This window comes from Streptomyces viridochromogenes DSM 40736, assembly GCF_000158955.1.
In the GTDB taxonomy this organism is placed as follows: domain Bacteria; phylum Actinomycetota; class Actinomycetes; order Streptomycetales; family Streptomycetaceae; genus Streptomyces; species Streptomyces venetus.
The window spans coordinates 7671988-7697580 of sequence record NZ_GG657757.1 but is presented as its reverse complement, the minus strand read 5'-3'; the positions used below and the strand labels follow the sequence as shown (position 1 = coordinate 7697580).

Annotated in this window: 25 protein-coding genes, 1 tRNA gene and 3 pseudogenes; 16 read left to right on the top strand and 13 right to left on the bottom strand. The window is 71.4% G+C overall.

Features of this window, described 5'->3' with window-relative positions; genetic code table 11:
- Positions 1 to 125, top strand: a pseudogene (locus tag SSQG_RS44150) (Gfo/Idh/MocA family protein); the annotation flags it as partial.
- A gap of 101 nt (positions 126 to 226) precedes the next feature.
- Here SSQG_RS44150 and SSQG_RS33710 read toward each other — a convergent pair.
- The 5 genes from SSQG_RS33710 to SSQG_RS33690 are packed head-to-tail and all read right to left on the bottom strand — an operon-like array spanning position 227 to position 5166.
- Complete coding sequence (locus tag SSQG_RS33710) at positions 227 to 1249, bottom strand: Gfo/Idh/MocA family protein (RefSeq protein ID WP_003994454.1); 1023 nt, start codon at positions 1247 to 1249, stop codon at positions 227 to 229.
- 18 nt (positions 1250 to 1267) lie between these two features.
- A complete protein-coding gene (locus SSQG_RS33705; protein WP_003994453.1) occupies positions 1268 to 2170 on the bottom strand; it encodes a sugar phosphate isomerase/epimerase family protein in 903 nt (300 codons plus the stop codon).
- Position 2171: 1 nt separating this feature from the next.
- Positions 2172 to 3065 carry an ATP-binding cassette domain-containing protein gene (locus SSQG_RS33700; protein WP_039934193.1) on the bottom strand — a complete coding sequence of 298 codons (894 nt, stop codon included), beginning with the start codon at positions 3063 to 3065 and terminating at the stop codon, positions 2172 to 2174.
- A 5-nt stretch (positions 3066 to 3070) separates the two neighbouring features.
- Positions 3071 to 4147, bottom strand: a complete 1077-nt coding sequence (locus SSQG_RS33695) for an ABC transporter permease (protein WP_003994451.1) — start codon at positions 4145 to 4147, stop codon at positions 3071 to 3073.
- On the bottom strand, positions 4147 to 5166 hold the full coding sequence (locus tag SSQG_RS33690; protein ID WP_003994450.1) for a sugar ABC transporter substrate-binding protein: 1020 nt from the start codon (positions 5164 to 5166) through the stop codon (positions 4147 to 4149). Before SSQG_RS33690 ends, SSQG_RS33695 begins: the two co-directional genes overlap by 1 nt.
- Before the next feature lie 321 nt (positions 5167 to 5487).
- Between SSQG_RS33690 and iolC the strand changes: the two genes are divergently transcribed.
- The 6 genes from iolC to SSQG_RS33660 all read left to right on the top strand — a co-directional run bounded on the left by iolC (position 5488) and on the right by SSQG_RS33660 (position 12560).
- Entirely contained in the window at positions 5488 to 6465 is a 978-nt protein-coding gene (iolC, locus tag SSQG_RS33685) for a 5-dehydro-2-deoxygluconokinase (protein ID WP_003994449.1), read from the top strand.
- A gap of 13 nt (positions 6466 to 6478) precedes the next feature.
- Positions 6479 to 7357 (top strand): Cgl0159 family (beta/alpha)8-fold protein, encoded by an 879-nt coding sequence (locus SSQG_RS33680; protein WP_003994448.1) that lies wholly within the window; start codon positions 6479 to 6481, stop codon positions 7355 to 7357.
- 73 nt (positions 7358 to 7430) lie between these two features.
- Entirely contained in the window at positions 7431 to 8324 is an 894-nt protein-coding gene (gene iolB / locus SSQG_RS33675) for a 5-deoxy-glucuronate isomerase (RefSeq protein ID WP_003994447.1), read from the top strand.
- The gene (gene iolD / locus SSQG_RS33670) at positions 8321 to 10204 is read left to right on the top strand and encodes a 3D-(3,5/4)-trihydroxycyclohexane-1,2-dione acylhydrolase (decyclizing) (protein ID WP_003994446.1); all 1884 of its coding nucleotides are present in this window, start codon (positions 8321 to 8323) and stop codon (positions 10202 to 10204) included. The genes iolB and iolD overlap by 4 nt, the downstream gene beginning before the upstream one ends.
- A gap of 55 nt (positions 10205 to 10259) precedes the next feature.
- Positions 10260 to 11753 carry a CoA-acylating methylmalonate-semialdehyde dehydrogenase gene (locus SSQG_RS33665; RefSeq protein WP_039934191.1) on the top strand — a complete coding sequence of 498 codons (1494 nt, stop codon included), beginning with the start codon at positions 10260 to 10262 and terminating at the stop codon, positions 11751 to 11753.
- Positions 11754 to 11774: 21 nt separating this feature from the next.
- Positions 11775 to 12560, top strand: a complete 786-nt coding sequence (locus SSQG_RS33660; RefSeq protein WP_003994444.1) for a GntR family transcriptional regulator — start codon at positions 11775 to 11777, stop codon at positions 12558 to 12560.
- Positions 12561 to 12569: 9 nt separating this feature from the next.
- Here the strand turns inward: SSQG_RS33660 and SSQG_RS33655 are convergent, their stop codons facing one another.
- Positions 12570 to 13385 (bottom strand): DUF427 domain-containing protein, encoded by an 816-nt coding sequence (locus SSQG_RS33655; RefSeq protein ID WP_003994443.1) that lies wholly within the window; start codon positions 13383 to 13385, stop codon positions 12570 to 12572.
- A 186-nt stretch (positions 13386 to 13571) separates the two neighbouring features.
- Here SSQG_RS33655 and SSQG_RS33650 point away from each other — a divergent pair, with 186 nt between their 5' ends.
- The gene (locus SSQG_RS33650) at positions 13572 to 14849 is read left to right on the top strand and encodes a PP2C family protein-serine/threonine phosphatase (RefSeq protein WP_003994442.1); all 1278 of its coding nucleotides are present in this window, start codon (positions 13572 to 13574) and stop codon (positions 14847 to 14849) included.
- An 86-nt stretch (positions 14850 to 14935) separates the two neighbouring features.
- Positions 14936 to 15943, top strand: coding sequence for an MASE1 domain-containing protein (locus SSQG_RS33645; protein ID WP_039934190.1), 1008 nt, complete (start codon positions 14936 to 14938; stop codon positions 15941 to 15943).
- Positions 15944 to 16002: 59 nt separating this feature from the next.
- On the opposite strand, the gene SSQG_RS44145 is transcribed toward SSQG_RS33645, so the two are convergent.
- Positions 16003 to 16080 carry a 50S ribosomal protein bL37 gene (locus SSQG_RS44145; RefSeq protein ID WP_370443954.1) on the bottom strand — a complete coding sequence of 26 codons (78 nt, stop codon included), beginning with the start codon at positions 16078 to 16080 and terminating at the stop codon, positions 16003 to 16005.
- A gap of 207 nt (positions 16081 to 16287) precedes the next feature.
- Positions 16288 to 16361 (bottom strand) — tRNA-Pro (locus tag SSQG_RS33640).
- 99 nt (positions 16362 to 16460) lie between these two features.
- Here SSQG_RS33640 and SSQG_RS33635 point away from each other — a divergent pair.
- From SSQG_RS33635 to SSQG_RS33625, 3 genes and pseudogenes are all read left to right on the top strand, one after another.
- A pseudogene (locus SSQG_RS33635) lies at positions 16461 to 17000 on the top strand (DUF309 domain-containing protein).
- Positions 17001 to 17053: 53 nt separating this feature from the next.
- Positions 17054 to 17824 (top strand): precorrin-6A synthase (deacetylating), encoded by a 771-nt coding sequence (gene cobF / locus SSQG_RS33630; protein WP_003994439.1) that lies wholly within the window; start codon positions 17054 to 17056, stop codon positions 17822 to 17824.
- A gap of 27 nt (positions 17825 to 17851) precedes the next feature.
- On the top strand, positions 17852 to 18652 hold the full coding sequence (locus SSQG_RS33625; RefSeq protein WP_003994438.1) for an HAD-IIA family hydrolase: 801 nt from the start codon (positions 17852 to 17854) through the stop codon (positions 18650 to 18652).
- On the opposite strand, the gene SSQG_RS33620 is transcribed toward SSQG_RS33625, so the two are convergent.
- Both SSQG_RS33620 and SSQG_RS33615 read right to left on the bottom strand, forming a co-directional pair.
- Complete coding sequence (locus tag SSQG_RS33620) at positions 18638 to 19411, bottom strand: sulfite exporter TauE/SafE family protein (RefSeq protein ID WP_003994437.1); 774 nt, start codon at positions 19409 to 19411, stop codon at positions 18638 to 18640. The genes SSQG_RS33625 and SSQG_RS33620 overlap by 15 nt on opposite strands.
- 75 nt (positions 19412 to 19486) lie before the next feature.
- Positions 19487 to 20675, bottom strand: a pseudogene (locus SSQG_RS33615) (thiolase family protein).
- Positions 20676 to 20871: 196 nt separating this feature from the next.
- Between SSQG_RS33615 and SSQG_RS33610 the strand changes: the two are divergent.
- The 4 genes from SSQG_RS33610 to SSQG_RS33595 are packed head-to-tail and all read left to right on the top strand — an operon-like array spanning position 20872 to position 22634.
- Positions 20872 to 21126 (top strand): WhiB family transcriptional regulator, encoded by a 255-nt coding sequence (locus SSQG_RS33610; protein ID WP_039934188.1) that lies wholly within the window; start codon positions 20872 to 20874, stop codon positions 21124 to 21126.
- Complete coding sequence (locus SSQG_RS33605) at positions 21123 to 21605, top strand: Dps family protein (protein ID WP_003994434.1); 483 nt, start codon at positions 21123 to 21125, stop codon at positions 21603 to 21605. Before SSQG_RS33610 ends, SSQG_RS33605 begins: the two co-directional genes overlap by 4 nt.
- A 33-nt stretch (positions 21606 to 21638) precedes the next feature.
- Entirely contained in the window at positions 21639 to 21983 is a 345-nt protein-coding gene (locus SSQG_RS33600; protein ID WP_003994433.1) for a DUF3140 domain-containing protein, read from the top strand.
- Between the two features lie 3 nt (positions 21984 to 21986).
- Positions 21987 to 22634, top strand: coding sequence for a hypothetical protein (locus tag SSQG_RS33595; protein ID WP_003994432.1), 648 nt, complete (start codon positions 21987 to 21989; stop codon positions 22632 to 22634).
- 9 nt (positions 22635 to 22643) lie between these two features.
- Here SSQG_RS33595 and SSQG_RS33590 read toward each other — a convergent pair whose 3' ends face one another.
- Genes SSQG_RS33590 through SSQG_RS33580 form a run of 3 tightly spaced genes read right to left on the bottom strand, consistent with a single transcriptional unit; the run spans position 22644 to position 25590 of the window.
- Positions 22644 to 23333, bottom strand: coding sequence for an SDR family oxidoreductase (locus SSQG_RS33590; RefSeq protein WP_003994431.1), 690 nt, complete (start codon positions 23331 to 23333; stop codon positions 22644 to 22646).
- Positions 23330 to 24217 carry a cupin domain-containing protein gene (locus tag SSQG_RS38380; RefSeq protein ID WP_003994430.1) on the bottom strand — a complete coding sequence of 296 codons (888 nt, stop codon included), beginning with the start codon at positions 24215 to 24217 and terminating at the stop codon, positions 23330 to 23332. Before SSQG_RS38380 ends, SSQG_RS33590 begins: the two co-directional genes overlap by 4 nt.
- The gene (locus tag SSQG_RS33580; protein ID WP_039934187.1) at positions 24214 to 25590 is read right to left on the bottom strand and encodes an amidohydrolase family protein; all 1377 of its coding nucleotides are present in this window, start codon (positions 25588 to 25590) and stop codon (positions 24214 to 24216) included. The genes SSQG_RS38380 and SSQG_RS33580 overlap by 4 nt, the downstream gene beginning before the upstream one ends.
- Positions 25591 to 25593: the final 3 nt, after the last annotated feature.

Sequence of the window (25593 nt, the reverse complement as noted above, 5' to 3'; positions counted from 1 at the left end):
CGCCCGGGTGCGGGACGGCGCACCGCTGCCACTGGACCCGGACGACGCGGTGACGACGATGGAACTGATCGACGCCTGTTACCGGGCGGCCCGGGTTCGAGCCCCGGCCGCGGACCAGGATCTGACGCACACACGGAAAGGGCCCGGGGCGTGACCCCGGGCCCTTTCCCGCATACAGCGTTCACGCACACATCGGTCAGGCACACATCGGTCAGGCACACAGCGGTCAGGCGTACAGCGCGGGTCTCTCCACGAGTTCGACCTCGACCCGCCCCCCGTCCTCCAGCGCCCGGACCCCGGCCTCGCACACCGCCGCCGCGGCGTAGCCGTCCCAGACGCTCGGGCCGGTGACCTCGCCTCGGCGGGTGGCGTCGACCCAGGTCTGGACCTCCTGGTCGTAGGCCGTCTCGAAGCGTTCGGTGAAGTCCTGGGCGATGGTGCCGCCCCAGCGGCCGGCCATGTTGGTGACCAGGGCGTGGCCGTCGCCGATGCGGGCGGTGCCGCGCTCGCAGACCACCTCGGCCTGGACCTGGTAGCCGAAGCCGCAGTTGACGAAGATCTCCACGTCGGAGAGGGCGCCGCCGTCGGTCTCGAAGACGACGAACTGCGGATCGCGCAGCCCGTCGGGGGCGTTGGCGGACGGGGTCGGGCGCAGCACCGTGACCGCCGTGATCTCGTGACCCAGGAGCCAGCGGGTCGCGTCCGCCTCGTGGGCGACGGAGTCGCTGATGAGCATGGTGCTGGTGAAGAAGGGCGGGCTGGCCGCGTTGCGGTGCCGGTTGTGCACCATCAGCGGCCTGCCCAGCTGGCCGGTGGTCAGCAGGGCCTTCAGCTTCACGTACTCGGGGTCGTAGCGGCGCATGAAGCCGACCTGGACACGGCGGTGGCCGAGGCGCAGTTCGGCTTCGAGGACGCGCAGGGCGGAGGCCGCGTCGGGGGTGAGGGGCTTCTCGCACAGGACGGGCAGGTCGCGCTCGAAGGCGGCGAGCAGGGTGGCTTCGTGGGCCGGGCCCGGTGAGGCGATCAGGACGGCCTCGACGTCGGCCGCGGCCATCGCGGCGGCCGGGTCGGTGTAGGCGGTGCAGCCGTCGACGCGGGCGGCGACGGCCTTCGCGCGTTCCGCGTCGACGTCCACGACGGCTGTCACCCGTGCTCCGCTGGTGACTTCATGGATGCGGCGCACATGGTCGGCGCCCATCCTTCCGGTACCGATGACCGCGACTCCAAGGGTGGTGGCGCGCTCAGTCATGGCCGTCCTTTCGGGTCGTCAGGCGCCGCAGGACCGAAGGAACTTGCGGGTGCGCACCGCGATCGGCAGCGGCTTGTCCGGCTCGCAGGGGTACATGTCCTGCTCGACGATGGCGAAGAGGTCCACGCCGAGCTTCTGCGCGGCCGTCAGGACCGGGCCCAGCTCCGGGACACCGGCGGGCGGTTCGCACATGACGCCGCGCGCCACCGCGGGGCCGAACGGCACCTCGTTCTTCACCACGTCCGCGAGGATCTCCGGGTCGACCTGCTTGAGGTGGAGGTAGCCGATGCGCTCGCCGTACGTCTCGATCAGCTTGACGCTGTCACCACCGCAGTAGGCGTAGTGCCCGGTGTCCAGGCAGAGGTTGACCGCGTCGGAGTCCGTCGAATCGAGGAACTGCTCGACGTGCTCCTCGGTGTCGATGTGGGTGTCGGCGTGCGGGTGGACGACGATGTCCAGGCCGTACCTGTCCTTCACCTCACGGCCGAGACGCTCCATGCCCGTGGTGAGGTTGCGCCACTGCTCGGTGGTGAGCTCCGGCGCCTCCAGGATCTCGGCGGTCTTGTCGTCCCGCCAGAAGGACGGGATGACGACCAGGTGCTTCGCGTCCATGGCCTGGGTGAGGGCGGCGACCCGGCTGACCTGCTCCCAGGTGGAGTCCCACTCGGAGGGGCCGCGGTGCAGTCCGCAGAAGATCGTGCCGGCGGAGACCTTCAGGTTCCGCTTGGTCACCTCGTCGGTGAGCCGGGCCGGGTCGGTCGGCAGGTAGCCGTAGGGGCCGAGTTCGATCCACGAGTAGCCGGCTTCGGTGACCTCGTCGAGGAAGCGTTCCCAGGGCACCTGCTGGGGGTCGTCGGGGAACCAGACGCCCCAGGAGTCGGGGGCGGAGCCGACCCGGATACGGTCGAGCGCGAGGGCCATGTCAGGACTTTCCTTCCGAAGACGAGGCTACGGGGGCGGTGAGGTCTCCCGCCTCGGGGAGCTCTTCGACGTCGACGCCGCGTACCTGCGCCAACTCGTGCTTGAGGGAGGCCAGTTCGGTACCGCCGGCCATGTGGTTGGTCAGCTCCTCGAGGCTGACCTCGCTGCGGGAGGCGGACAGTTCCATGGTGCCCAGGCGCAGCACGCTGAAGTGGTCGCCGACCATGTAGGCGTGGTGGGGGTTGTGGGTGATGAAGATGACGCCGAGGCCCTTCTCGCGGGCGGCGGCGATGTACTTCAGCACGACACCGGACTGCTTGACGCCGAGGGCGGCGGTGGGCTCGTCCAGGATCAGGACGCGGGCGCCGAAGTAGACGGCGCGGGCGATGGCCACGCACTGGCGCTGGCCGCCGGAGAGCGTGCCGATGGGCTGTTCCATGTCGTCCAGGACGATGCCCATGTTGCGCAGCTCTTCGTCGGCGGTCTTCTTCATCTTCTCGATGTCGAGACGGCGGACGGGCCAGGGGCCCTTGGTCAGCTCGGAGCCGAGGAAGAAGTTGCGCCACACCGGCATCAGCGGGACGACCGCGAGGTCCTGGTACACGGTGGCGATGCCCTTGTCGAGGGCCTCGCGCGGGGTGGAGAAGCGCACCGGTGCGCCGTCGACGAGGAAGTCGCCCTCGGTGTGCTGGTGCAGCCCGGAGACGATCTTGATGAGGGTGGACTTGCCGGCGCCGTTGTCGCCGAGGACGCAGGTCACCTTGCCGGGATGGACGGTGAGGTCCACCCCGTGCAGGGCACGGATGTTGCCGTAGGACTTGCCGGCGCCCTTGAGTTCGACGAGAGCGGCGTCCTGGGTGGCGGCCTCGTCGGTGGCGGTTGCTTCGCTGGTCATTGCGGTCACCTCCGGGTCGCCGTGCGCTGGACCCACAGATTGATGAGGACGGCGCCGAGGAGCATCACGCCGAGGAAGGCCTTGAACCAGTCGGGGTTCCAGCCGGCGTAGACGATGCCCTGCTGCACCATGCCGAACATGAAGGCGCCGAAGACCGGGCCGATCGCGCTGCCGGAACCACCGGTGAGCAGACAGCCGCCGATGACGGCCGCGGCGATGTAGATGAGCTCCTGGCCCACACCCTCACCGGACTGCACGGTGTTGAAGGAGAACAGCTGGTGCATGCCGACGAACCAGGCGCCGAAGCCGACCAGCATGAACAGGGAGATCTTGGTGAAGGTCACCGGGACACCGACGGCCCGCGCCGACTCCTTGTTGCCGCCGACCGCGAAGATCCAGTTGCCGTACTTGGTGCGCAGCAGCACCCAGGTGGCCAGGGCCGCGAAAACCAGCCACCACACCACGGTGATCTTCACGTTGACCCCGCCGACCTGGAAGGTCGAGGCGAAGAGCTTCTGCGCCTGCGTGAAGCCGTCCATGTCGCTGATGTCGTCGGTGGCGACGTTGCCGGTGACCAGCTTGGTCACCGCGAGGTTCACACCCTGCAGGATCAGGAAGGTGCCGAGGGTGACCAGGAAGCTCGGCAGCCCGGTCTTGACCAGCAGCCAGCCGTTGAAGGCGCCGATGCCGAGCGAGACCAGCAGGGCGACGATCACGCCCACCCAGACGTTCAGCGTGAGCTGGTAGCTGAGCATCGACGCGGTCAGCGCCGAGGTGACCACGGCGACACCGGCCGAGAGGTCGAACTCGCCGCCGATCATCAGCAGCGCGACCGGAAGGGCCATGATCCCGATGGTCGACGACTGGTACAGGATGTTCGCCATCGAACTGCCGTCGCGCACCGGCGGGGCGGCGAACAGGAAGAACACGAGCACGGCGACCGCGCCGAGGAACACGCCGACCTCGGGCCGGGCGAGCAGCCGCAGTGCCGGCGGGCGCTGCCGCGTCCGGCCGTCGGACTGCTTGGGGCCGGGGGCCGGCGGTGTGTCCGCCGCCGGCGTGGCCTGCTGGGTCATGCTCATCACCGGGTGCCCTTCGCGGCGAACTCCCCGATCTTGTCCACGTTGGACTTGTCGACGAAGGCCGGGCCGGTCAGCACGGGCTGCTCACCGCCGCCGCTGTAGTTGCCGTTGTTCTTGTAGAGCCACAGGCCGTCGACGGCCAGGTAGCCCTGGAGGTAGGGCTGCTGGTCGACGGCGAACTGGATGTCGCCGGCCTTGATGGACTTGATCAGGTCCTTGTTGAGGTCGAAGGTGGCGACCTTCGCCTTGCTGCCGGCGTCGCCGACCGACTGCACCGCGGTCAGCGCGAAGGGGGCGCCGAGCGTGACGACGTAGTCGATGGACGGGTCCTGCTTCAGCTTGGCGGTGATCGTCGACTTCACGGACGGCATGTCGGTGCCGTTGACGTTCTGCGGGTCGACCTTGCCCTCGAAGGTCTTCGCCACACCGTCGCAGCGTTGCGTCAGGCCGACGTTGCCCTGCTCCTGCATGACGCAGAGGACCTTCTTGGCGCCGACCTCGTTGAGCTTCTTGCCGAAGGCCTCGCCGGCCACGGACTCGTCCTGGCCGAAGAACTCCAGCATGTTGAGCTTCTTCCAGTCGCTCAGGCCGGAGTTGAGGCCGACGACGGGTATGCCGGACTTCTCGGCCTTGCCTATGACGCCCTTGAGGGCGTCCGGCTTGGCGAGGGTGACGGCGATGCCGTCGACCTTCTGGTCGATCGCGTTCTGGACCAGGTTGGCCTGGTTGCCCGCGTTCGGGTCGGCGGAGTAGACGAGCTTGATGTTGTCCTTGGCGGCTGCGGCCTCGGCGCCCTTGCGGACGGTGTCCCAGAAGGTGTCGCCGGGCGCCTGGTGGGTGACCAGGGCGACGGTCATGCGCGGCGTGGTCGCCTTGCCGGCGGAGGCGTTCGCTGCGCCTTCCTCGGACTTCTTGCCCCCGGAACTGCTGGAGCAGCCGGCGAGGGTCAGGGCCGCCGCCGCGGCCACGGCGACGACGGGCGCGATCCTGCGAGAGCGGGGGTGAGAAGAGCGGTCCATCTTTCCTGGCACCTCACTGTGGTACTGCGGGGGAAAGGGAGGGGATCACGAGGATCCGTGGTCCCGGAGCCTTACGGAGTCCGGATCATGATGCCGCAAACACACTGTTGCGATGCCACGGGATCCAAGTCCTTGCCGCGCCTGCTGTCAATACTTTGTTAAGACATCATTTCACAAGCAGGTCCGAATGTAAGTACAAAGTCTTGACAGGGCCGCCCTCGGAGACCTAAATCTGAGAGGCGGCAGGTCCATGGATCCACGCCCCCCACCGTGTCAGGGCGCCCCGGGACCCGCATCCCCAGCTTCCCGAGGAGGTCGCGCATGGCCGAGCCAGCCCAGTATTTCGACTTGATCACGATGGGCCGCATCGGGGTCGACCTGTATCCCCTGCAGACCGGCGTCCCGCTGCCCCAAGTGGAGACGTTCGGGAAGTTCCTGGGAGGTTCGGCGGCCAATGTGGCGGTCGCGACGGCCCGCCTCGGACGCCGGACGGCGGTGATCACCCGGACCGGCGCCGACCCCTTCGGCACCTACCTGCACGAGGAGCTGAGGTCCTTCGGCGTCGACGACCGCTGGGTCACCCCGGTCGACGCGCACCCCACGCCGATCACGTTCTGCGAGATCTTCCCGCCGGACGACTTCCCGCTGTACTTCTACCGGCGGCCCAAGGCACCGGACCTGGAGATACACACCGACGAGCTGGACTTCTTCGCGATCCGCGGCGCCCGCATCTTCTGGATCACCGGCACCGGCCTGAGCGAGGAGCCGAGCCGCTCCGCCACGCTCGCCGCCCTCAAGGCCCGCGACAAGGCGGGCATCACCGTCTTCGACCTCGACTGGCGCCCGATGTTCTGGCGCGACCCCGAGGAGGCCCGCCCGTACTACCGCGAGGCCCTGAGCCATGCCACCGTCGCGGTCGGCAACCTCGACGAGTGCGAGATCGCCACCGGTGTGCGCGAGCCGCAGGCCTGCGCCGACGCGCTGCTGGAGGCGGGCGTGGAGCTGGCCGTCGTCAAGCAGGGCCCCAAGGGCGTCCTGGCCGTGCACCGCGACGGCACCCGGGCCGAGGTGCCGCCGGTGCCGGTCGAGGTGGTCAACGGCCTGGGCGCGGGCGACGCCTTCGGCGGCTCGCTCTGCCACGGTCTGCTCTCCGGCTGGGACCTGGAGAAGACCATGCGCCACGCCAACGCCGCCGGCGCCCTCGTCGCCTCCCGCCTCGCCTGCTCCTCCGCGATGCCCACCGAGTCCGAGGTCGAGGACCTCCTCGCCGGGGTGCCGTCGCCGAGCACGAGCCACTGAATCGGAGCCTTCCTTGAACATCGGCATCCCCGACCTCACCACGGTCAGAGCCCGCACCCCCGAGGCCGTCGCCGAGGCGGCGGCCCGCCGGGTGCGCCGCCCGCTGATCGGCGACAGCGGCAGGCTGATGATCGTGGCCGCCGACCACCCGGCGCGCGGCGCCCTCGGGGTCGGCGACCGGCGCCTGGCCATGGCCAACCGCGCGGACCTGCTGGAACGGTTGTGCGTCGCGCTGTCGAGGCCAGGTGTCGACGGGGTGCTCGCCACCGCCGACATCCTGGAGGACCTGCTCCTGCTCGGGGTGCTGGAGAACAAGGTCGTCATGGGCTCGATGAACCGCGGCGGACTCGCCGGGGCCTCCTTCGAGATGGACGACCGTTTCACCGGGCACCGCGCCGAGGACATCGCCCGGCTCCGCTTCGACGCGGGCAAGCTCCTGGTGCGCATCGACTACGACGACCCGGGTTCGCTGACCACCCTGGAGTCCACCGCCCGGGCCATCGACGCCATGGCGGCCCGGCAACTGCCCCTGTTCGTCGAGCCGTTCATCTCCCGGCGGGTCGACGGCAAGGTCCGCAACGACCTGTCCGCCGAGGCTGTCACGCGGTCCGTCGCGATCGCCTCGGGCCTCGGCGGCACCTCCGCCTACACCTGGCTGAAGCTGCCCGTCACCGACGACCCGGACGACATGGCCGAGGTCCTGGAGACCTCCACACTGCCCGTGGTGCTGCTCGGCGGCGAGGTCGGCGACGACCAGGAAGGCGCCTACGAACGCTGGCGCAAGGCCCTGCGCCTGCCCACCGTCCAGGGCCTGGTCGTCGGGCGCTCGCTGCTCTACCCGGCCGAGGGCAGCGTGGCACAGGCCGTGGACACGGCCGTCGGCCTGCTGTGACGCACGAGGCATCCGCCGTGTTGCACAAGGCATCTGCTGTGAGTGGCACCCGCTGTGATCCGAAAGGCACACGATGACGTATCACCTTCCCGCCGGTAAGGCCCTCGGCGGCCCCTACACCGTCGACGTCACGCCCGAGAAGGCGGGCTGGAGCCACTCCAGCCTGCGGATCCTGGAGCTGCCGCCGGGCGGCACCCACACCTTCGACACCGACGGCAGCGAGTGGATCGTCGTCCCGCTGAGCGGCGGCTGCACGGTCACGGCGGCGGACGACTTCGGGCAGGACACCTTCGAACTCCAGGGCCGTACCGATGTGTTCAGCGGCGTCAGCGACTTCGCGTACGTGCCGCGCGACGCCCGGGCGACTGTGACGTCCGCCGCGGGCGGCCGGTTCGCGCTGACCGGCGCCCGCTGCTCGCGGCGGCTGCCCGCCCGCTACGGACCGGCCTCCGAGGTGCCCGTGGAGCTGCGGGGCACCGGGAACTGCTCCCGGCAGGTCAACAACTTCGGCGCGGCCGGCGTGTTCGAGTGCGACAAGCTCATCGCGGTCGAGGTGATCACCCCGGGCGGCAACTGGTCGTCGTTCCCGCCGCACAAGCACGACGAGCACCGGCCGGGCGAGGAGTCGGTGCTGGAGGAGATCTACTACTTCGAGTTCGCCGGCCACGACGGCATCCCCGGCCTCGGCTACCAGCGGGTCTTCCCGTCCGGCCCGGGCCGGGACACCGACGTGCTGGCCGAGGTCCGCGACGGCGACGTCGTCCTCATCCCGGACGGCTGGCACGGGCCCTCGATGGCCACACCCGGCCACCACATGTACTACCTGAACGTCATGGCGGGCCCGGAGGCCGAGCGCGCCTGGCTGATCTGCGACCACCCCGACCACGCCTGGGTCCGCGACACCTGGCCGGACCAGCCGGTCGATGCCCGGCTCCCCCTCTACACCGCCCCGGAGACCTCCGCATGAACGCCCGCACCCGCCGACTGACGACCGCCCAGGCCCTGGTGCGGTTCCTGTCCGCCCAGTACACCGAGCGGGACGGCGTGCGGCGCCGGCTGATCGCCGGGACCTGGGGCATCTTCGGCCATGGCAACGTTGCCGGGGTCGGCCAGGCCCTGATGGAGGCAGGCATCGGGCCAGGCGCCGCCATGCCGTTCCACCAGGGCCGCAACGAGCAGTCCATGGTGCACGCGGCGGTCGGCTACGCCCGGCAGCTGAACCGCCTGTCCGCGCAGGCGGTGACGACCTCGATCGGCCCGGGCGCCACCAACCTCGTCACGGGTGCCGCCCTCGCGACCATCAATCGGCTGCCGGTGCTGCTGCTGCCCGGCGACTACTTCGCCTCGCACGCCCCCGACCCGCTGCTCCAGCAGCTGGAGCACCCCGTCGAGGCCGACGTGTCGGTCAACGACACGCTGCGCCCGGTGTCCCGGTACTTCGACCGGATCACCCGCCCCGAGGCGCTGATCCCGTCGGCGCTCCAGGCCGTGCGCGTGCTGGCCGACCCGGCCGAGACCGGCGCCGTCACCCTCGCCCTGCCCCAGGACGTGCAGGCGGAGGCGTACGACTGGCCGGAGGAGTTCTTCGCCGAGCGCGTCTGGTACGTACGGCGTCCGGCGCCGGACCCGGTGGAGCTCACAGCGGCCGTCGAGGCGATCCGGTCCGCCGGACGCCCGCTGATCGTGGCGGGCGGCGGCGTCCACCACAGCGAGGCCGAAGAGGCTCTGAAGGCGTTCGTGGAGGCCACCGGCATCCCCGTCGCCTCCACCCAGGCCGGCAAGGGCTCCCTGCGGTACGACCACCCCGCCGACCTCGGCGGCATCGGCCACACCGGCACGGCCGTCAGCGACGAACTCGCCCGCACCGCCGACCTGGTGATCGGCGTGGGCACGCGCTACACCGACTTCACCACCGCCTCCGGCACGCTCTTCCAGAACCCGGACGTACGGTTCCTCAACCTCAACATCACCGGCTTCGACGCGCACAAGCTGGCCGCCCGCACGCTGGTGTGCGACGCGCGGTCCGGTCTCGAGAAGCTGCTGGAGCAGCTCTCCGGTCACCGAGTCGGCACGGAGTACGAGGCGGAGTACCGGAGGGGCAAGGAGCGCTGGGACGAGGTCGTCGAGGCCGCGTACCGCGCCGGCGACGAGAACGCGGTCCCGACCCAGACCCAGGTGCTCGGCGCGCTGGACGCCGCCGTCGGCGACGACGACGTGGTGATCAACGCGGCCGGCTCACTCCCCGGCGACCTGCACAAGCTGTGGCGCTCCCGCAGCCCGCGCCAGTACCACCTGGAGTACGGCTACTCCTGCATGGGCTACGAGATCCCGGCCGGCATCGGCGTCCAGCAGGCCGCTCCCGGCACACCGGTGTGGGCGCTGGTCGGTGACGGCACCTACCTGATGATGCCGACGGAGATCGTCACAGCGGTCCAGGAGGGCCTGCCCGTCAACATCGTCCTCATCCAGAACCACGGCTACGCCTCCATCGGCGGTCTGTCGGAGGAGACCGGCGGTGAGCGGTTCGGCACCGCCTACCGCTTCCGGGCCGCCGACGGCACCTTCACGGGCGCCCCGCTGCCCGTGGACCTCGCCGCCAACGCCGCCAGCCTGGGCATGGACGTGCTGCGCGCCAAGACCGTGCGCGAGCTGCGCGAGGCGCTGGCCGCGGCCCGCTCCTCCGAGCGTCCGACGTGCGTGTACGTCGAGACCGACCCGGCGCCCACCGCTCCCCCGGCCGAGGCCTGGTGGGACGTGCCCGTGGCCGAGACCGCCTCCCGGGAGGCCGCCGTCGAGGCCCGCGAGCGCTACGACCGCCAGGTGGCGGACCGCCGCCGCCACCTCTGAATCCCCGCCGCACTCCCCCACCGAACTCAGGCTCCACGAAAGGCCCTTGCGCACCATGAAGACCATCACCCACTGGATCGACGGCAAGCCCGTCGAGGGCACCTCGGGCCGCTTCGGCCCCGTCTACGACCCGGCCACCGGCGCCCAGGAGAAGCAGGTCGCGTTCGCGAGCGTCGACGAGGTGGACGCCGCGGTCGCCTCCGCCAGGGCCGCCTTCGAGTCCTGGGGCGAGTCCTCCCTGGCCAAGCGCACGGCCATCCTGTTCAAGTACCGCGAGCTGCTGGACGCCCACCGCGACGAGATCGCCGAGCTGATCACCGCCGAGCACGGCAAGGTGCACTCCGACGCGCTCGGCGAGGTCGCGCGCGGCATGGAGATCGTGGAGCTCGCCTGCGGGATCTCCGTCCAGCTCAAGGGCGAGCTGTCCACCCAGGTCTCCACCCGGGTCGACGTGGCCTCGATCCGGCAGCCGCTGGGTGTGGTCGCCGGCATCACGCCGTTCAACTTCCCGGCGATGGTGCCGATGTGGATGTTCCCGCTGGCCATCGCCTGCGGCAACACCTTCGTCCTCAAGCCGAGCGAGAAGGACCCGTCGGCGTCGCTCAAGCTCGCCGAACTGGCCACCGAGGCCGGTCTGCCGGAGGGCGTCCTCAACATCGTGCAGGGCGACAAGACGGCCGTGGACCGCATCCTGGAGCACCCGGACATCGAGGCGGTCTCCTTCGTCGGCTCCACCCCGATCGCCAAGTACATCCAGCTGAAGGCCGTCGAGCACGGCAAGCGGGTGCAGGCACTGGGCGGTGCCAAGAACCACATGCTCGTCCTGCCCGACGCGGACCTGGACCTCGCCGCCGACCAGGCGATCAACGCGGCGTACGGCTCGGCGGGCGAGCGCTGCATGGCCGTGTCGGTCGTGGTCGCGGTCGGTGACATCGGTGACGAGCTGGTCGGCAGGATCACCGAGCGGGCGAAGAACCTCAGGATCGGCCCCGGCAACGACCCGGCGAGCGAGATGGGCCCGCTGATCACCCGTGAGCACCGCGACAAGGTGGCCTCCTACGTGGCGAGCGCGGCCGAGCAGGGCGCCGAGGTCGTCGTCGACGGCACCGGCTACTCGGTCGAGGGCCACGAGGACGGCTTCTTCCTCGGCGTCTGCCTGCTGGACCGGGTGCCGCTGACGGCGGACGCCTACCGGGACGAGATCTTCGGCCCGGTGCTGTGCGTGGTGCGCGCGGAGACGTACGAAGAGGCCATCAAGCTGATCAACGACTCCCGCTGGGGCAACGGCACCGCGATCTTCACCCGGGACGGCGGCGCCGCCCGCCGGTTCCAGCTGGAGGTCAAGGCGGGCATGGTCGGCGTCAACGTGCCGATCCCGGTCCCCGTGGGCTACCACTCCTTCGGCGGCTGGAAGGACTCGCTCTTCGGCGACCTGCACATCTACGGCAACGACGGCATCGCCTTCTACACCCAGGGCAAGGTCGTCACCACCCGCTGGCCGGACCCGTCCGACGGCGGCATCAATCTCGGTTTCCCGAGCAACTCCTGACACCCGTAGGGGGGTTCGGCCATGGCGAAGACCGGTGACCGGGCGCGCACCGCGCCCGCTGCCGCACTCAGTTCGCTGGACTTCGCCCTGGACCGGGGCAGTCCCGTGCCGCTGTACCACCAGCTCGCGCAGCAGCTGGAGGCGGCGATCGAGCACGGGGCCCTGGCGCCGGGCAACCTCCTCGGCAACGAGGTCGACCTCTCCGTGCGCCTCGGCCTCTCCCGCCCCACGGTCCGCCAGGCCATCCAGTCCCTCGTCGACAAGGGGCTGCTGGTCCGGCGGCGCGGGGTGGGCACACAGGTGGTGCACAGCCAGGTGAAACGACCGCTGGAACTGAGCAGCCTGTACGACGACCTGGAGGCGGCCGGGCAGGGGCCGACCACGCAGGTCGTGCGCCACGAGGTGGTCCCGGCGTCCTGCGACGTGGCCGCCGCCCTCGGTGTCGCGGAGGGCAGCGAGGTCGCCTTCCTGGAACGGCTGCGCAGCACGCACGGTCAGCCCGTCGCCCTGCTGTGCAACTACCTGCCGCCCGCCCTGCTGGGCCTCGACAGCGCCCGTCTGGAGTCGACGGGCCTGTACCGGATGATGCGGGCGGCGGGCATCACCCTGCACAGCGCCCGCCAGACCGTCGGCGCCCGCGCGGCCGACGCGCAGGAGGCCGCGCGCCTGGACGAGCAGGAGGGCGCGGCGCTGCTCACCATGCAGCGCACCGCGTACGACGACACCGGGCGCCCGGTCGAGTACGGCACGCACATCTACCGGGCCTCGCGCTACACCTTCGACTTCCAGTTGCTGGTGAGGCCGTGAGGGGGCCGGTCACCTCGTGCGCAGCATCCGGCTGAAGGGTGTGGCGGGGCGTTCCAGGCGCTCGCCGTCCAGTGTGATGTCCACGACCTCGTTGAAGAAGGCGAGGCGCCCCTGGACCGCCGCCACCGCGGGCAGCGGGTCGGGGTAGCTCCAGACGATGTTGGGCGGCACATCGCCCTCGCCGCGCCAGGACCAGTACTCGGCGGTGCCCTTGTAGGGGCAGCCGGTGCTGTGGTCGGTGGCGTCGAAGAAGTCGAGGCGGACGTCCTCGCGGGGGATGTAGTAGCGGGTCGGCAGCGAGGTCTCGAAGAGCAGGACGGGGGCGTGGGTGTCCGCGACGAGCCGCCCGTCGATCTCGACCCGCACATGGCGGCTGCTCGGCAGCGCGTCCACGCGTTTGTGCGGGTCACGGGGGTGGATGAAGATCTCCTCGTCCTCCTCGTACCAGTGGTCGAGGCCCGTGTCGGTGCGCGGGAACCACTCGAAGGCGAGGTGGCCGGCCAGGTCGTCGGCGGGGAACCGAAAGGCCGCGTTGGCGCGCACCTCGCCGTCGGCGTCGAGGTCGTAGAAGGTGCGGGAGCCGGTGTGGGTGCCGGTGGGCGGGTTCTTCGCCGGGCGGAGCAGATCGGTGCGGACGTCCGCGTCCGGGAAGACGTACTGCGGCACGGGCAGGTGGGGTTCCCAGACGAGGACCGGGCGCCGGCTGTCGACGACGGTGACGTCGCCCTTGCGGCCGCGCACCCAGCGCTCGCTGGGCTCCCACATGAGGCCTTCCGGGGTTGTCCTGATCGACCGGGCGCCGGGGTGAGCGGGACGGATGGTCATGGCCGTTGCTCCTTCAGGAGGTCCGGATGTCCGGTCCCTCCACGGTCCCACGATCTCGGCGCGCACTAAGCTGTACCAGGTGAGAGAGCCCGCCAAGGCGGCGTGACACCAGGCCACGAGGCGCTCGTGATGGCAGGAGCGAGGCGAGGGCAGCAGCCGAGGCAGCCGCAGCTGCCTGACCTGCACGTGCGCCTGCGTACGGAGCTGGGCCGGATCGACGAGCAGTTGCGGGCCCTCCTCGAAACCATGGACCGGATGCAGGGTCTGCTCGACGCGGTCGTGGCCATCAGCCGTGAGGTGGAGCTGACCGCGGTGCTGCACCGCATCGTGACCACGGCCATGGATCTCGTAGGCGCCCGTTACGGGGCGCTGGGGGTGCTCAACGAGTCGGGCGAGCAGCTGGAGGAGTTCATCACGGCCGGTCTCTCCGAGCAGGAGCGCACCGACCTGGCCGGGACCGACCTGCCGCGCGGCCTGGGCGTTCTCGGGCATCTGATCAGCCATCCCGAACCCCACCGGATCGACGACATCGAAGCCCACCCGGCTTCCGCCGGCTTCCCGTCCGGGCATCCGCGTCTGCGCACGCTGCTCGGTGTCGCCATCAGCGTCCGCGGCGAGATCTACGGCGACCTGTACCTCTCCGAGCGGCGCGACGGACAGCCCTTCGACATCCACGACGAGAACGTCGTCACGGCCCTGGCCAGCGCCGCCGGCATCGCCATCGAGAACGTCCGCCTGTTCGAGCAGGTCCGGGTCGGAGCGGAGCAGTTCCAGCGGCTCCTCCTGCCCGCGCTGCCGGACCTGCGGCCCTTCAGCGCGGCGGCGATCTACCGGCCGGCGGCCGAGCCCAGCAAACTCGGCGGGGACTGGTACGACGCGATCCCCCTGTCCGGCGACGTGGTGGCGGTCGTCATCGGTGACGTGGTCGGCCACGATCTGAAGGCCGCGGCCGCCATGGCCTCAACCCGCAACATGCTGCGGGCCCTGCTGTTCGACCGGGGCAGCACCCCCGGTGCGCTCCTGGCCCGGCTCGACCGCACGCTCCAGGCCATCACCACCAACCCGGTCACCACCACCGCCCTGGCCCGCATCGAACCGGAGGAACCGGGCTGGCGCATCCACTGGAGTACGGCGGGCCACGTGCCGCCCCTGCTGATCCCCCCTGGGGGCCCGGCGGAGTATCTGCTGGCCGAGCCCGGGCTGCCGCTCGGGGTCGACCTCGAGGAACCCCGGCCCGACCACTCCCGGTTCCTCGCCCCCGGCTCCACCGTGGTCTTCTTCACCGACGGGCTGGTCGAGCATCCCGCCCACCCCATCGACGAGAGCCTGGACGCGCTCGCCGATCTCGCCACCGCCCACGCGGCCCGGCCCGTGCCCGAGTTCGTGCGGGCACTGGCCGATCACCACCCGAGCGACGGCCACGACGACATGGCCGTCCTCGCCCTGCGCACCCCGCCCCCCTGAGGCCCCTCCGCCCGAGGACGGTGGCGTGGAGGTTCCGCTGGATCCGGTGGATGATGGTCGAGGGGATGCCGACGGGGAGGTCCCCGATGACTGTCGCGTGGCACACCTGGCCCCGGCGCCACGGCTTGGTCGCCCTGGAGATCTGCGCCGTCGCCGCGCTGTACTACGGCTCGGCCGAGCTCGGACTGCTCCAGCAGCTGGTGCGTGGCCAGGTCACGCCGCTGTGGCCGCCGAGCGGTATCGCGCTGGCCAGCCTGCTCCTGCTCGGGCGGCGGGTCTGGCCCGGGATCGCGATCGGCGCTTTCCTGACCAACGTCTGGCTGGGGCCGTCGGTCCTGTCCGTCCTCGCCATCGCGGCGGGCAACACGCTCGCACCGCTCTGCTCGTACGCCCTGCTCCGCCGTGTCGGATTCCGTCACGAGATGAACCGCCTGCGCGACGCCCTCGCCCTGATCTTCCTCGGCGCCTTCACCGGCATGTTGGTCAGTTCCACGATCGGCACCGGGACGCTCGTCCTCACCGGGGTGCTGGACGCCGGCGACTTCTGGCCGACGTGGTCGGTCTGGTGGACCGGTGACGCGATGGGCGTGCTGGCCGTCACCCCGGTCCTGCTCCTCCTCCGCTCGGCACGATGGCCCAGGGGCGCCCCGCCGTCCCGTTGGGCTGAGGGGATCCTGCTGCTCGCGGCCACGCTCTGCGTGGGCATCGTCGAGACGAGCAACACGCCGCTGCTGTTCCTCGGCTTCCCGCTGCTGATCTGGGCGGCCTTCCGCTTCCAGCTGGCCGGGGCCGCGCCCTGCGCCCTCGCCGTGTCCACTTTCGCGATCATCGCGGCCGGCCAGAAGGCCGGCCCGTTCGCCGGCCACGACCTGTTCACCAACATGATCACCCTGCAGGCGTTCAACGGTTCCGCCTCGCTGACCGCCCTCCTGCTCGCGGCGGCGGTCAGCGAACGCGCCCAGGCGGAAAAGGAGATCGCACTGGCCTGCAGACAGCTCGCCTCGATGGTGACCATGATCTCCAGCAGTGACAGCCACCCGACCCTGCCCGCCGGTGAGGAGGAGCGGGCAGCGAGGGACACGGCCCGGAAATGACGAAGGTGGGTGGCAACTGCCACCCACCCCGAAGCCGTCGACGCGCCCGCAGGACGTGCTCAGGACTGCGGACGGCTGCCGTGGTTCGCGCCGTTCTTGCGGCGGGCCTTCTTCTTACGACGTCGCTTCGAGGACATCGAACCTCCTCTTTCTGCTTTGGGCCTCTATCCACCGGATTGTCACGTCCGGTGTCTACAGAGCCGCTTTCCAGCCGACGCGACGCCAAACCCGCACGACGCGGCTGCACATGGGTGGCCTACGTCACAGTGACGGCCCGGCCCCAGAACGACGAAGAGGCCACTTCCGATCACACGGAAATGACCTCCGACCTGCCGCTTCGCAAGTCGGGACGACAGGATTTGAACCTGCGACCCCTTGACCCCCAGTCAAGTGCGCTACCAAGCTGCGCCACGTCCCGGTGCGCGTTCGGCCGCGGTGGACCGCGTGATCGCGCGAACAGCACTTTACCCCACACCCCTGGCCACCCCGAAAACGGCCCGGGCGAGACAATCGGCGTATGGGCAACACGAGCAGCGGCAGCACAGGAAGGCGGGCCGGCGCACGGGACCGCGACGGCGAGGGCCGGGCGCGCAACGCCCGGCCTCGGGACGGTCTCGGACGGCCCCTGCCGTACGACGCGCAGGCGTGCCCCGGCAGCCCGAGGGCGTCGTCCGCGCGCCGAAGGAGACCGTGCCCGAGGCGCAGCGGCTGCTGGACGAGGGGAAACCGTTCCACGCGCACGAGGTCTTCGAGGACGCCTGGAAGTCGGGGCCCCGACGAGGAGCGGGAGCTGTGGCGCGGGCTCGCGCAGCTCGCCGTGGGGCTGACGCACGCCGCCCGCGGCAACCTCACGGGCGGGGCCCGGCTGCTGCGGCGCGGCGCGGGTGCGGCCGAGGCGTGGGTGTCCGGCTCCGGCCGGGCACAGCCGTACGGGATCGACGTGGAGCGGGTCGCCGCCTGGGCGCGGGAGCTGGCCCGGGACGTGGAGCGGGACGGCCGTCCGGTGGACGCGGGGGCGCGGGCGCCCCGGCTGCGGGGAGCGGACGCACGTCCCTGACTCCGGACGGCGCCGGGGTGGGGGCGGTCGGCGGTGTGCGGCAGACTCGGGGCGTGCGAAGGATTCAGGTCATCGGTATCGGCGCGGGCGACCCCGAGCAGCTGACCCTGCAGGCGGTCAGGGCGCTGCGCGGCGCGGACGTGTTCTTCGTCCTGGACAAGGGCGAGATCAAGGCGGACCTCACCGGGCTGCGCCGGGACCTGCTCGACACGCACGTACCGGACAGGACGTACCGGATCGTCGAGGCGAGCGACCCCGAGCGTGACCGTACCGCCGTGGGCGCGGCCTACGCCCCCGCCGTCGGGGACTGGCGCAGCGCCCGGGCCGGCATCTACGAGCGGCTGATCGGCGAGGAGCTCGGCGAGGACGAGACCGGCGCGTTCCTGGTGTGGGGAGATCCCTCGCTGTACGACAGCACGCTGGGGATCCTGGAGGAGGTGCTGGAGCGGGGCTCGGTGGCGTTCGAGTACGACGTCGTGCCGGGCGTCTCCAGCGTCTCGGCGCTCGCCGCCCGGCACCGCACGGCGCTCAACCGGGTGGCCCGGCCGGTGCAGATCACCACCGGCCGGCGGCTCGCGGAGGGCTTCCCGGAGGGCGTGGACGACGTGGTGGTGATGCTCGACGCCCACCAGGCCTTCCGGCGGTACGCGCACGAGGACATCGACATCTACTGGGGCGCCTACGTGGGCACCCCGGACGAGATCCTCGTCTCCGGCCCGATCGCCGAGGCCGCGCCCCGTATCGAGCGGCTGCGCGCCGAGGCCCGCGAGCGCAAGGGCTGGATCATGGACACGTACCTGCTGCGCCGGCGCTCCCGCGACTGACCGGCTCCGGTTGGCTATCGTCCAGGCATGGAGTCCGTGCGTGCCGTGCTCGTCGACATCGACGGGGTGCTCACCGTGTCCTGGCGGCCCCTGCCGGGGGCCGTGGAGGCGTTGCGGGAGGTCCGGGAGGCCGGGCTCGCCGTCCTGCTGGTCACGAACACCACCTCCCGTACGCGGGCGTCGATCGCGGCGACGCTCGGCGACGCGGGGTTCCCGGTGTCCGCCGAGGACATCCTGACCGCGCCGGCCGCCACCGCCGCGTATCTCGCCGAGCACTGCCCCGGGGCCCGGTGCGCCCTGCTGAACAGCGGTGACATCGCTGAGGACCTGGAGGGTGTGACGGTCGTGGACGCGGCGGACTCCGGTGCCGTGCCGGATGTCGTGCTCGTGGGCGGGGCGGGGCCCGAGTTCGGGTACCGGGCGCTGGACCGGGCCTTCGGGCATCTGCAGCGCGGGGCCCGGCTGGTGGCGATGCACCGCAACCTGTACTGGCGTACGGCCGAGGGGCTGCGGCTGGACTCCGGGGCGTTCCTGACCGGCCTGGAGCAGGCCGCCCGGGTCGAGGCCGAGGTCACCGGCAAACCGGCGCGGGCGTTCTTCGAGGCGGCGCTCGCCCGGCTGGGCGCCAGTGCGGAGGAGGCCGTGATGGTCGGGGACGACGTCGAGTCCGACGTGCTCGCGGCCCAGCGGGCCGGGGTCACCGGGGTCCTCGTGCGGACCGGCAAGTTCCAGCCGGAGGCGCTCCGGGCCGCCGACGGCACGCCCGACCACGTCATCGACTCGTTCGCGGACCTGCCCGGGCTGCTGCGGGGGTCAGCGCAGCAGTAGTTGCAGACCGCCCACGACGGTCGCCGCGATGACCAGCTGTTCGAACCGTCGCTGGTTGATCCTGTGCACGGCCCATTTGCCGAACAGCGCGCCGGGCACCACGAACACCACGAGCGCCAGGTCGAGCAGGAGCGAGCGGGCGTCGATCAGGCCGAGCCCGGCGCTGAAGGGCAGCTTGGAGACGTTGACGATCAGGAAGAAGAAGGCCGAGGTGCCGAGGAAGCCGAGCTTGCGGAAGCCCGCGGAGAGCAGGTACATCGACATCACCGGGCCGCCCGCGTTGGCGACCATGGTGGTGAACCCGCCGAGGACGCCGTACGAACGGGCCTTGAGGCGGCCCGTCCGGGTGGTGACCGACTCCGGCTCCCGCTCCGCGTCCGCGGTACGTCTGCGCCACACCGTCACCGCGGCCATCAGCAGCAGGATCGCGCCGATCGAGGTCCGGACGATCGCGTCGTCCGCCCACATCAGGAACACGGTGCCGACGACGACGCCCGCGGCGACCGCCGGGAACAGCCGCCACAGCGTGGGCCAGTGGGCGTGCCTGCGGTAGGTGGCGACGGCGAGCAGGTCCCCGGCGATCAGGACCGGCAGCAGGACGCCGGTGGAGGCGCGGGCGGGCAGCACCGCGGCGAAGACGGCGAGGCTGACCGTGTTGGCCCCGCTCACGGCGGTCTTGGAGAAGCCGACGAGCAGGGCCGCGAAGGCGAGGGCGGCGAACTCCCAGCCGGTGATGTGCCAGAGCGTCATGGTGTTCATGCGAACACTGATGCTATGTGCAACGAACCGGGGCGTGCGGTGCCGTCTCGCCTGGTGGTTGCGCTACCCCCCGCGCTAGGCCCGTTCGACCAGGAGCGCGCTGCCCTGCCCGACCCCGACGCACATCGTCGCCAGCCCTCGCCCGGCCCCGGTCCGCCGCATGCGGTGGAGCAGCGTCGTCAGGATGCGGGCGCCGGAGCAGCCCAGGGGGTGGCCGAGGGCGATCGCGCCGCCGCTCGGGTTGACGAGGCCGGGGTCGATGCCGAGTTCGTCGACGCAGGCCAGGGCCTGGGCCGCGAAGGCCTCGTTGAACTCGGCCTCGTCCAGGTCGCCGATGCTCCAGCCCGCGCGGGTGAGCGCCTTGCGGGTGGCGGGGACCGGGCCGATGCCCATGACGTCGGGGTGGACTCCGGCACAGGCGCCGGCGACGTAGCGGCCCAGAGACTCCAGGCCCAGTTCGTTCAGGGCGTCCTCGCTGACCAGGAGGAGGCCGGCGGCGCCGTCGTTCATCGGGGAGGCGTTGCCCGCGGTGACCGTGCCCGCCGTCCCGGAACACCGGCTTCAGCCGGGACAGTTTCTCGAGGGAGGTGTCCTCGCGGACGCACTCGTCGGTGTCGACGACGACCCCGTCGGGGCGTTCCACGGGCAGGAGTTCGTCGTCGAAGTGGCCGTTCTTGCGGGCCAGGGCGGCCTGTCGGTGGCTGCGCAGAGCGAAGTCGTCCTGGCGTTCGCGCGGGATGCCGTACCGCGCGGCGACCTCCTCCGCGGTCTCGCCCATGGACAGCAGGCCGTGCAGGTCCCGCATCGCGGGGTTGACCAGGCGCCAGCCGAGGCGGGTGTCGGCGGTCTCGATGCGGTGCGGCAGGGCCTCGTCGGGGCGGGGCAGGACGAAGGGGGCGCGGCTCATGGACTCGGAGCCGCCCGCGATCACGATGTCGGCCTCGCCGGCGGCGATGGTGCGGGCGGCGGTCGTCACGGCCTCCAGGCCGGACGCGCAGAGCCGGTTGACCGTGGCGCCGGGCACGGACTCGGGGAGGCCGGCGAGCAGCGCGGCCATGCGGGCGACGTTGCGGTTGTCCTCGCCGGCCTGGTTGGCGGCGCCCCAGTAGACGTCGTCGACGCGGGCCGGGTCCAGGGCGGGCACGCCGGCGACGAGGGCGCGGACGACGGTCGCGGCGAGGTCGTCGGGCCGTACCGAGGAGAGCGAGCCCCTCAGCTTGCCGATGGGGGTGCGGCGGGCGGCCGCGAAGTGGACGGGACGCACGAGAGGACTCCTCACACCGCACATTAATTAGCACTGCTAGTTTTGGACTATAGCCCCTCGACCGCCTCCGGGGAAGGTTTCGCGGGTCCAGGCGCTGACGGAGGACGTTGTCGCAGGCAGCGGCGCCGCCACGGGACCGGCCCGGATCCGCCGCACGTCGCGTTTGCACCAGGGAGCCCGGGGCACCCGCGCGTTCATGGAGTGGTTGCGGAGCGCCGCCTGCGTGGACGAGGACCCCGAGCTGTTCTTCCCCGTGGGCACCACAGGCCCGTCGTTGCGGGACATCTCGGCCGCGAAGCGGATCTGCTCCCGCTGCCCGGTGACCGACCAGTGCCTGAGCTTCGCGCTGAGCAGCGGCCGGACCTCGGGCGTGTGGGGCGGGACCTGTGAGGAGGAGCGCGACGCGCTGCTCCGGACCACGAACGACGCGGGAAGGAGAAGCGCCCTATGACGCCTGTGAGGAGCACGCTGCCCGACGACGCCCGGCGGGTCGCCTGTGAGGCACTCCAGGACACCCTGGTGGATCTGATCGGACTGTCGCTGATCGGCAAGCAGGCGCACTGGAACATCGTCGGACCGCGGTTCCGGTCGATCCATCTCCAGCTCGACGAAGTGGTCTCGGCCTCGCGGACGTTCGCCGACACGGTGGCGGAGCGATCCGCGGCGCTCGGCGTCCCGCCGGACGGCCGGCCCGAGACCATCTCCAAGGCCTTCACCCTGCCCGCCCCCAAGGAGGGCTGGGTGCGCGACTCGGACGCCGTGCGGGTGATGGCGGACTCGCTCCAGGACGCGGTCGGCCGGCTGCGCGAGCGCATCGCCGCGACCGAGAAGGCCGACCCGGTCACCCAGGACCTGCTGATCGGCATCACCGCCGAGCTGGAGAAGCAGCGCTGGATGTTCGACGCGGAGAACGTCCCCGGCGAAGGCTGACCGGCGCGCACGTACGTACGGAAGGGGCACCCGATGACCGACGCCCTCGAACTCGACGCGCTGTGGGAGGACTTCCACCGCGTGGTGAACATGACCTCGCAGGAGCTCGCGGCCTGGCTGCGGATGCGGGACGCCGACGAGGAGACGGAGCCGCTGCCCGAACAGGCGGGCACGAAGACCGGGCAGCACGTCCTGGCCATCCTCCAGAAGCGGCGCACCGACCTGACCGAGGACGATCTGCGGGTGATGCGGAAGGTCGTGGACACGGTCACCTCGCAGGTGGACGTGGAGAACGAGCCGGAGCCCGAGGTGACGGAGGCCGACACCCGCCGTCGCCGCCGGCTGATGACCGTCGGCCACGACCCGCTGAGGGGCTGAGCCGTGCACCGGCGGGAGCGCGTCGTCCGCGAACTCGTCGGCGCGCACGGCCGGACCTTCGCGGACGAGGCGGGCATCCGGCTGAGGGACACCCCGCAGCCGCTGTACCGGCTGCTGGTGCTGTCCCATCTGCTCAGTGCCCGCATCCGCGGCTCGATCGCGCTGGCCACCGCCCGTGCCCTGCACGAGGCGGGGCTGCGCGATCCGCGCCGCATGGCCGAGGCCTCCTGGCAGGAGCGTGTCGACGCGCTCGGCCGGGGCGGCTACCGGCGCTACGACGAGCGCACCGCGACCCAACTCGGTGAGGAAGCCGAGCTGTTGACCGATCGGTGGGGCGGAGACCTGCGGCGGCTGCGCCGGGAGGCGGACGGCAAGGTGAGCGAACTGCGCCATCTGCTCCAGGATTTCCCCGGGATGGGGCCGGCCGGTAGCGACATCTTCCTGCGCGAGGCGCAGGGCGTCTGGCCGGAGGCGGCCCCCTACCTGGACGCCAAGGCACTCCAGGGCGCCGAGCGCCTGAATCTGCCGAAGGACCCGGAGCACCTTGCCGACCTGGCCGGGAGCACCGATCCGGCCGTTCTCGCCGCGGCGCTGGTACGGGCCGCGGTGGACAAGGAGGTGGCCGAGGACACGCTGCGGCGCGCCGGGTGACGAACCGGGTCAGCCCAGCAACCACCCTCCGTCCACGGTCAGTTCGACGGCGTTGACCGAGCCGTTGCGGAGCAGGAAGTCCACCGCGTCCACCACGTCCACCATCGTGGCGAGCCGCCCGGTGGGCGTCTCGGTGCGCAACGTGGCGAGCACCTTGTCCGGTTTGGCCTGCCAGTACGGGCTGTCGCCGACGACACCGGGATGCACGGTGTTGACCCGGATGGGGGCGAGTTCGACGGCGAGGGAGTTCATCAGGCCCCGTACCCCCGCGTTGACCGTCGCGACCGTCGTCGCGCCCGGGTAGGGGCGTTCCTTGGCCTGGCCGCCGAACAACACGACGGCGCTGTCGTCGTGCAGCCGGGGGCGCAGCGCGTGCACGACCTCGGTGTAGCCGACGAGCTTGAGGGTGACCAGGTCCAGGGCGGCGCCGATGTCGTACTCGGTCACCTTGTTGTCGTCCCGGGAGACGCCCGCGATCACCAGATGGTCGACCCGCCCGACGTCGGCCACGGCCGCCGCGATCTCCAGCGGCCGCGTCAGGTCCAGGGCGATGCCCCGGGCGCCGAACTCCTTGGCCACCGTGTCGGCGCGGTGGGCGTCGCGACTGGTGAGGACGACCTCGTCCCCGCGCCCGGCGCGGGTCCGCGCGAACTCGAGGCCGATCCCCGACGTGCCGCCGACGACAAGGACGTTGCTCATGAGCCCTCCCGAAGTGCCTGGCGCAGGTAGTCCCAGTCCCTGGTGAACCGGTAGGAGTGCCGTGCCGGCGGCTGCGGCGCCTGTGTCTCCAGCCACCGCAAAGGCCCCTGCCCGGCGTTGAGGAACCCATGCACACAACCGGCGCCCGCCCACGCGAGGTCCCCGGGCTCCAGCCGGTACCGCTCACCGTCGAGGGTCGCCTCCGCCACGCCCTCGATGATCAGGTACGTCTCCTCGAAGGGGTGGTCGTGCGCGCCGATGACGCCGTCGGACGCGTACCGCACCATGAACATCGTCGAGCCGACCGCGCCCAGGTCGCGGTCGACCATCATCTTCACCGTGATGCCGCTGTAGACCATCAGCGCGGTGCGCATGCTCGCCGTGACGGCCAGCAGGTCCTGGGACTGTCCGGCCGGGTCCATCTGGCCGGGCTCGAAGTGGCCGAAGGAGCGGGTGCGCGGGTCGCGGACGTCGATCCGAACCGGTTCGCGAACGGGCAGCTCCGGCACCGCCTGGGTGTCGTGTCCGTAGCGGGCCCTCGGCACCGGCGCCAGCATGTCGGCCCAGCGGCCGCCGGTGCCCCCGGCGCCGCGCCAGGCGTGCGGGACGCCGATCGGCAGCAGCCCGTAGTCCCCCGCCTCCAGCAGGTACGCCCCTTCGGGCAGGTCGAGGACCCACCGCCCCCCGTCGAGGACGTGGAAACTCTCCTCGTACGAGTGCACATGCGCGGGCACGCGGGCCGTCCGGCCGCAGTTCGCACAGGCCGAAGCCGGTGTGCACACTGCCGTCGTCCTCACCGACCAGGGCCCGCCGCCGGTGTCCGTTGAGCGTCGTAGGGCGGCTCGGGGCACGTCGGCGGCGCGGCGCACCAGTTGGTTCGTCATGCCGTGGCCTTCTCGCCCTTCGCGGTCGCCGCCCTCGCCTCCTTCGCGGCGACGAGCCGGTCGCGGGACTCCGTGACGAGCCGCAGGGCGCGTCCGGTGTCGGCGAGCATCCTGCCGTCGCGCTTGTGGACCACGCCGTCGACGAGGACGGTGTCCACGTCGGACACGTCCGCGCACAGGGTGACCGCGGCGGCCGCGTCGTGCACGGGCGCGACGTTCAGGGCGGTGGCGTCGATCGCGACGATGTCCGCGCGCTTCCCGGGCGTCAGCGAGCCGGTACGGTCCTCCAGGCCGGCGACGTGGGCGCCGTTGACGGTGGCGATCTCCAGCATCTGACGTGCTGTCAGCATGGTGCTCGGGACGGGCAGGTTGGCCTGCCAGCAGTCGGCGTTGACCCGGGCGCGCTCGGCGCCGAAGGCCGCGCGGATCTGGGTGAACATGTCGCCGGGTGCGGTGGTGACGACGTCGATGCTGAGCGACGGCCGCAGACCGTGCTCGATCGCCTGCATCACGGGCGGCCAGCCGTGCCCCATCTGGAGCTCCACCTGTGGTGCGACGGAGACCGTGCCGCCGCTGTCGGCGACCAGCCGCCACTCCTCCTCGCTGAGGTGGCAGGAGTGGACATAGGTGGTGTCCGGCCCGAGGAGTCCCAGGTCGCGGAGTTGCCTGACCATGCCGAAGCGGCCGGCCAGCCGTCCCATGGCCACGTGCACGGTGATCGGGATGCCGAGTTCGCGGGCGAGGCCCCACTCGGCGGTGACGACGTCGTTGACGCAGAAGCCGGGTCCGCGCGTGGCGAGCCCCATGGTCAGCAGGCCGTCGTCGGACGCGAAATACCGCGCGCGGATCCGCCGCACGTCGTCGGCCGGCATCACGAGCTTGCTCTCGAACCAGTAGTCGGCGAGGGAGGTGTTGGCGCTGCCGTACGCGTACTGCGCCCGGATGCCGGACTCCGCCAGGCCCTGGATCGCGGCGTCCGGATGGTCGGGGGTGTTGTTGATGTGCGACCAGTCCACGAGCGTGGTGATGCCGGCGTTGACGCACTCCAGCGCGCCCGCGAGGTTGGCCGCGTAGACGTCCTCCGGGGTGTACAGGGGTGCGAAGGTGTCGAGGATGTCGACGAAGTAGTCGTCGAGGGTGGCGTTCGGGGCGACGCCCCGGATCGGGGCCTCCCAGGTGTGGCGGTGGGTGTCCACGAAGCCGGGGATCACGATGCGGCCGGTCATGTCCAGGATCTCGGCGTCGGCGCCGATCTCCGGTTCCACGGCCGCGATCCTGCCGTCCTCGACGAGGACGTCCCCCTGGGGCAGGTCCCCGACCGCGGGGTCCATCGAGATCACGTGACCGGAGCGAAGCAGTTTCCTGGTGGTCATCGC

Bases quoted from the DNA above. Each gene is read 5' to 3' on its own strand.
- SSQG_RS33620 (WP_003994437.1), bottom strand. From the start codon at position 19,411: ATGAACACCATGACGCTCTGGCACATCACCGGCTGGGAGTTCGCCGCC.
- SSQG_RS33605 (WP_003994434.1), top strand. From the start codon at position 21,123: ATGACGCCTGTGAGGAGCACGCTGCCCGACGACGCCCGGCGGGTCGCC.
- SSQG_RS38380 (WP_003994430.1), bottom strand. From the start codon at position 24,217: ATGACGAACCAACTGGTGCGCCGCGCCGCCGACGTGCCCCGAGCCGCC.
- SSQG_RS33690 (WP_003994450.1), bottom strand. From the start codon at position 5,166: ATGGACCGCTCTTCTCACCCCCGCTCTCGCAGGATCGCGCCCGTCGTC.
- SSQG_RS33705 (WP_003994453.1), bottom strand. From the start codon at position 2,170: ATGGCCCTCGCGCTCGACCGTATCCGGGTCGGCTCCGCCCCCGACTCC.
- SSQG_RS33610 (WP_039934188.1), top strand. From the start codon at position 20,872: ATGGAGTGGTTGCGGAGCGCCGCCTGCGTGGACGAGGACCCCGAGCTG.
- SSQG_RS33645 (WP_039934190.1), top strand. From the start codon at position 14,936: ATGACTGTCGCGTGGCACACCTGGCCCCGGCGCCACGGCTTGGTCGCC.
- SSQG_RS33655 (WP_003994443.1), bottom strand. From the start codon at position 13,385: ATGACCATCCGTCCCGCTCACCCCGGCGCCCGGTCGATCAGGACAACC.
- SSQG_RS33700 (WP_039934193.1), bottom strand. From the start codon at position 3,065: ATGACCAGCGAAGCAACCGCCACCGACGAGGCCGCCACCCAGGACGCC.
- SSQG_RS33600 (WP_003994433.1), top strand. From the start codon at position 21,639: ATGACCGACGCCCTCGAACTCGACGCGCTGTGGGAGGACTTCCACCGC.
- SSQG_RS33590 (WP_003994431.1), bottom strand. From the start codon at position 23,333: ATGAGCAACGTCCTTGTCGTCGGCGGCACGTCGGGGATCGGCCTCGAG.
- SSQG_RS33625 (WP_003994438.1), top strand. From the start codon at position 17,852: ATGGAGTCCGTGCGTGCCGTGCTCGTCGACATCGACGGGGTGCTCACC.
- SSQG_RS33665 (WP_039934191.1), top strand. From the start codon at position 10,260: ATGAAGACCATCACCCACTGGATCGACGGCAAGCCCGTCGAGGGCACC.
- iolB (WP_003994447.1), top strand. From the start codon at position 7,431: ATGACGTATCACCTTCCCGCCGGTAAGGCCCTCGGCGGCCCCTACACC.
- SSQG_RS33660 (WP_003994444.1), top strand. From the start codon at position 11,775: ATGGCGAAGACCGGTGACCGGGCGCGCACCGCGCCCGCTGCCGCACTC.
- SSQG_RS33710 (WP_003994454.1), bottom strand. From the start codon at position 1,249: ATGACTGAGCGCGCCACCACCCTTGGAGTCGCGGTCATCGGTACCGGA.
- iolD (WP_003994446.1), top strand. From the start codon at position 8,321: ATGAACGCCCGCACCCGCCGACTGACGACCGCCCAGGCCCTGGTGCGG.
- iolC (WP_003994449.1), top strand. From the start codon at position 5,488: ATGGCCGAGCCAGCCCAGTATTTCGACTTGATCACGATGGGCCGCATC.
- SSQG_RS44145 (WP_370443954.1), bottom strand. From the start codon at position 16,080: ATGTCCTCGAAGCGACGTCGTAAGAAGAAGGCCCGCCGCAAGAACGGC.
- SSQG_RS33695 (WP_003994451.1), bottom strand. From the start codon at position 4,147: ATGAGCATGACCCAGCAGGCCACGCCGGCGGCGGACACACCGCCGGCC.
- SSQG_RS33580 (WP_039934187.1), bottom strand. From the start codon at position 25,590: ATGACCACCAGGAAACTGCTTCGCTCCGGTCACGTGATCTCGATGGAC.